Origin of the sequence: uncultured Methylibium sp., from assembly GCF_902826655.1 — a bacterium.
Taxonomy (GTDB): Bacteria; Pseudomonadota; Gammaproteobacteria; order Burkholderiales; family Burkholderiaceae_C; genus Methylibium.
In genome coordinates, this window is the sequence record NZ_CADEFR010000111.1 from 1 (window position 1) to 4,878 (window position 4,878).

A 4,878-nucleotide genomic window follows, 5' to 3' on the forward strand; every position below is an offset into this window, starting at 1 on the left:
GTAGGTGTCCTCGGAGAAGTCCTTGTGGCCCGGCGTGTCCAGCAGGTTGATCACGCAGTCGCGGTAGAGCATCTGCATCACCGAGCTGGCGACCGAGATGCCGCGCTGCTTCTCGATCTCCATCCAGTCGCTGGTCGCGTGCCGCGAGGCCTTGCGCGCCTTCACCGAGCCCGCGATGTGGATCGCGCCCGAGAACAGCAGCAGCTTCTCGGTCAGCGTGGTCTTGCCGGCGTCGGGGTGCGAAATGATCGCGAAGGTGCGGCGGCGGCGCACTTCGCCGGGCAGGGCGGGCGGGACGAGGGACTCGGACACGGCGGGGGCTCCAGGAGGCGCCGCAGGAGGGCGCCCGTCGCCGGACCGGCGTCGACGACGGCCCGGGATTGAGGTGCCGCATTGTCTCCGAGACCGGCGCGGCGGCCGGCTCAAGCTGGCGGCCTGCCGACCGATATCAGCGGCAGGGTGTCGAGTGCCGCGTTCGCGCGGTACCGCGGATCGCTGCGCCGGTGTCGGCGAAGCGCTCCGGATCGAAGGGGTGACGGATGAATCCGCGAGACCTCGGCGCCAGCCCCGCCGAACTTCTGCAACTGTCGCAGCGCTGCGCGCGCCAGGTCAGCTTCTCGTGGTCGCCGACCGACGGCGACCTGCGGTTCGGCGACGAGGTCGACGAGTTCCTGGCACCCGGCCTGCTGAGCGACGTGCGCAGCGGCGCCGAGCTGCTGGCCCGCGTCGATCCCGAGGACCGCCCGCGTTTCCGCGACGCCATCGTCGCGATGCTCAAGGGCGGCGACGTCGCCCGGCGCGGCGTCCACGAGGCGCTGTTCCGCCTGCACTCGAGCGCCCACCAGCTGCACTGGATCGCGATGCGCGGCAGCGTGACCGCCGCCGACGACCAGGGCCGCGGCCTGCGCGTCTCGGGCGTGCTGGTCGACGAGACCGAGCGCGAGACCGAGAAGCGCGACGCGATCCGCATGCGCGACCTGTACGCGATGCTGAGCGCGGTCAACCGCGCGATCTCGCAGTCGGGCGACCGGCCGTCGCTGCTGGCGCAGGTCTGCCAGGCGGCGGTGGTGCACGGGCGCTTCGCGCTGTGCTGGGCCGGGCTGGGAGATGCCGGCAGCGGCACGGTGCAGGTGGTCGCCCAGGCCGGCGCCCCCGAGGACTATCCGCAGCGCGTCACGCGGCACACGGCCGCCGGCCGCATCCAGGGCGCCGGCCTGAGCGGGCGCGTGATGCGCGAACGCCGCGCGGTGATCCAGAACGACATCGCCGGCCTGCCCGAGCGACCCGACTGGGCGGCCTACGCGCTGGCCGCGGGCTTCCGCGGCATCGGCTGCTTCCCGATCTTCGAGCAGGGTGAGCCGGTCGGCAGCCTGGTGCTCTATGCCCAGCAGGCGCAGCACTTCGACGCGGCCATGGTGTCGCTGCTGGAAGGCCTGTGCGCCGACCTGTCGCGGGCGCTGGACCACCTGCTGGCGGCGCAGCACCAGGCGCAGCGCGACCGCGAGCTGCAGCGGCAGAGCGCGCAGCTGATCGACTCGGCGCGCCGCTTCGAGCAGCTGATCGAGCACGCGCCGGACGGCATGCTGGTGCACGTCGACGGCGAGATCCTGCTGTGCAACGGCAAGCTGCGGGCGATGCTCGCCTGCTCGCCGGGCCAGAGCCTGCACGGCCTGAACCTGCGCGTGATCGTGCACCCCGAGAGCCACGCCGGCCACGACCGGCGCATGCGCCGGGTCGCCGGCGGCGAGAGCGTGCGCGAGATGGGCGAGATCAGCCTGCTGAGCCTGACCGGCCAGAAGGTCGAGTGCGACTTCCTGGCCAACGCCACCGACTTCCAGGGGCGTGACGCGCGCCAGGTCGTCTTCCGCGACATCGGCGACCGCAAGCGCCTGGAGCGGCGCCAGGCCAGCCAGCAGGCGGTGCTGGCGCTGATCGCCGAGCGCGAGCCGCTGGCCAAGGTGCTGTTCGAGGTGGCGCTGGCCATCGAGCGTCACACGCCCGGCGCGCACTGCGCGGTGTTCGTCGTCGGCGAGGACGGCCGCGCCTTCACGGGCGCCCACTCGCCCAGCCTGCGCGTCGACCCGCTGCAGCCCGAGGCCGCGTACGCGATCCGCGCCGACAACCCGCGGCTCATCGCGCGTGCCGTCTTCAGCGGCGCGCCGGTGGTCGTCGAGGACGTGCGGGCCGACGACGTGCCGCGCCGCGTGCGGGCCGAGCGCCGGGCGCTCGGCGCCCGCGCGGCGGCGGCCTGGCCGCTGATGAGCCGCACCGGCAGCGTGATGGGCGCGATCTACCTGACGCTGCCCGAAGTCGGCGCGCCGAGCACGCAGGTGCTGCAGCTCGTCGGCGAGTACTCGGACCTGACCGCGGTCGCCATCGACAACGACCGCCAGGCGGCGCAGGTGCGGCATCTGGCGCAGCACGACGTGCTGACCGGCCTGCCGAACCGCGCGCTCTTCAAGGAGCTGCTGGACGGCGCGGTGGCGCGCGGCGCCCGGCGCGGCAGCCAGCTCGCCGCGCTGTTCATCGACCTCGACGGCTTCAAGCAGATCAACGACAGCTTCGGTCACGACACCGGCGACGAGGTGCTGCGCGAGGTGTCGCGCCGGCTGCGCGCGACCATCCGGGCCGGCGACCGCGCGGCGCGCATGGGCGGCGACGAGTTCTACGTGCTGGCCGACGACATCGAGTCGCCGGAGTCCGCCGCGCACATGGCGCAACGCGTGCTGGACGCGCTGGCCGCGCCGCTGCTGGTGGGCGGCCAGGAGCACGCGCTGTCGGCGAGCGTCGGCATCGCGGTCTTCCCGCGCGACGGCGACAGCAGCGAGGAGCTGCTCAAGCGCGCCGACGTCGCGATGTACCGCGCCAAGAACGGCGGTCGCGCCGGCTTCAGCTTCTTCTCCGAGTCCGACGACGTCGACGGGCGCGAGCGCTTCGCCCTGCAGTCGCAGCTGCGGCACGCGCTGCAGCGGCGCGAGTTCGTGCTGCACTTCCAGCCGCGCGTCGACCTGCCGACCGGGCGCATCTGCGGCGTCGAGGCGCTCGTGCGCTGGCAGCACCCCGAGCGCGGCCTGCTGATGCCCGGTCACTTCATCGAGGTGGCCGAGGACACCGGCCTGATCCGCGTCCTGGGCGCGCAGATCATGGAGATGGGCTTCGCTGCCGCGCCGCGCCTGGCGCAGGCGGCCGGCGGGAGCTTCCGCACCGCGATCAACCTGTCGGCGCTGCAGCTGTCGGCCGACGGCTTCGTCGACGAAGTGCGCCGCCTCGTGCAGCGCCTCGAGGTCGACCCGCGACTGATCGAGTTCGAGATCACCGAGAGCGTGCTGATGCGCCGGCCCGAGCAGGCCCGCGCGACGATCGAGGAGCTGCGCGGGATGGGCTTCGAGTTCTCGATCGACGACTTCGGCACCGGCTACTCGTCGCTGACCTACCTGAAGCGCTTTCCGGTGCAGTGCGTCAAGGTGGACCGCAGCTTCGTCAAGGACATCCCGGGCGACGCCAGCGACCTGGCGATCACGCGCGCGATCGTCGCGATGGCCGACTCGCTGTCGCTGAAGGTGGTGGCCGAGGGGGTCGAGACGCCGGAGCAGCTCAACGCGCTGCGCCAGATGGGCTGCGACCAGTACCAGGGCTACTACTTCAGCAAACCTGTCACGCTGGAGCACGTGATCGCGATGCTGCGCATCCCGGCGGTGGGCTGAGCCCGGCTATACTTCGCGGGTTCGAGGAGCGTTGCAACTGCCGCAGCGACCCGCCCCGCGGGCCACGGCAGCCAGGCTCGAACCCTACCCAGGCAACGGCGCTCACCCGCAGGTTCCACACGCGAGGTGAGTCGGCACACCCCCTCTCCCCTGCGCATCCTGCGGTTCACCGTCGTCGAACCGGAGAGCCCCATGAGCGCCGTCCTGAAGCCGCTGCACACCGATCAATACGTCGTTGCCGACCTGTCGCTTGCCGACTGGGGTCGCAAGGAAATCAAGATCGCCGAGACCGAGATGCCCGGTCTGATGGCGATCCGCCAGGAATTCGCGAAGAGCCAGCCCCTCAAGGGCGCGCGCATCACCGGCTCGCTGCACATGACGATCCAGACTGCGGTCCTGGTCGAGACGCTGCAGGCGCTGGGCGCCCAGGTGCGCTGGGCCTCGTGCAACATCTTCTCGACCCAGGACCACGCGGCTGCCGCGCTGGTGGCGCAGGGCACGCCGGTCTTCGCCTACAAGGGCGAGTCGCTGGCCGACTACTGGGACTACACGCACCGGATCTTCGAGTTCGGCGCCAAGGGCACGGCCGGCGAAGGCCCGAACATGATCCTCGACGACGGCGGCGACGCGACGCTGCTGATGCACCTGGGCCAGAAGGCCGAGAAGGATGCGTCGCTGCTCGCCAACCCGACCAGCGAGGAAGAGACCTGCCTGTTCGCCGCCATCAAGGCGCAGCTCGCCAAGGACCCGACCTGGTACACGCGCAAGTCGGCGCAGATCATCGGCGTGACCGAGGAGACGACGACCGGCGTGCACCGCCTGAACGAGATGAGCGCCAAGGGCACGCTGCTGTTCCGCGCGATCAACGTCAACGACTCGGTCACCAAGAGCAAGTTCGACAACCTCTACGGCTGCCGCGAGTCGCTGGTCGACAGCATCAAGCGCGCGACCGACGTGATGATCGCCGGCAAGGTGGCCCTGGTGGCCGGCTACGGCGACGTGGGCAAGGGCTCGGCGCAGGCGCTGCGCGCGCTGTCGGCGCAGGTCTGGGTGACCGAGATCGACCCCATCAACGCGCTGCAGGCGGCGATGGAAGGCTACAAGGTCGTGACGATGGAATACGCCGCCGACAAGGCCGACATCTTCGTCTCGGCCACCGGCAACAAGAACGTGA

At 71.4% G+C, this 4,878-nt stretch carries 3 protein-coding genes and 1 riboswitch; of the genes, 2 read left to right on the forward strand and 1 reads right to left on the reverse strand.

Annotated elements, in window-relative coordinates:
• Positions 1-312: GTP-binding protein (locus QZV97_RS20280; RefSeq protein ID WP_295647137.1), on the reverse strand; the 312-nt coding region annotated here is incomplete at its 3' end.
• 227 nt (positions 313-539) lie between these two features.
• On the opposite strand from QZV97_RS20280, the gene QZV97_RS20285 reads away from it, so the two are divergent.
• Together QZV97_RS20285 and QZV97_RS20290 are read left to right on the forward strand one after the other, a co-directional pair.
• Positions 540-3,704: an EAL domain-containing protein gene (locus QZV97_RS20285; RefSeq protein ID WP_295647139.1), complete on the forward strand. Its 3,165-nt coding sequence runs from the start codon at positions 540-542 to the stop codon at positions 3,702-3,704.
• A gap of 17 nt (positions 3,705-3,721) precedes the next feature.
• A riboswitch (S-adenosyl-L-homocysteine riboswitch) is annotated at positions 3,722-3,815 on the forward strand.
• Between the two features lie 81 nt (positions 3,816-3,896).
• A partial coding sequence (locus tag QZV97_RS20290; protein ID WP_295647141.1) for an adenosylhomocysteinase occupies positions 3,897-4,878 on the forward strand: 982 nt, incomplete at its 3' end.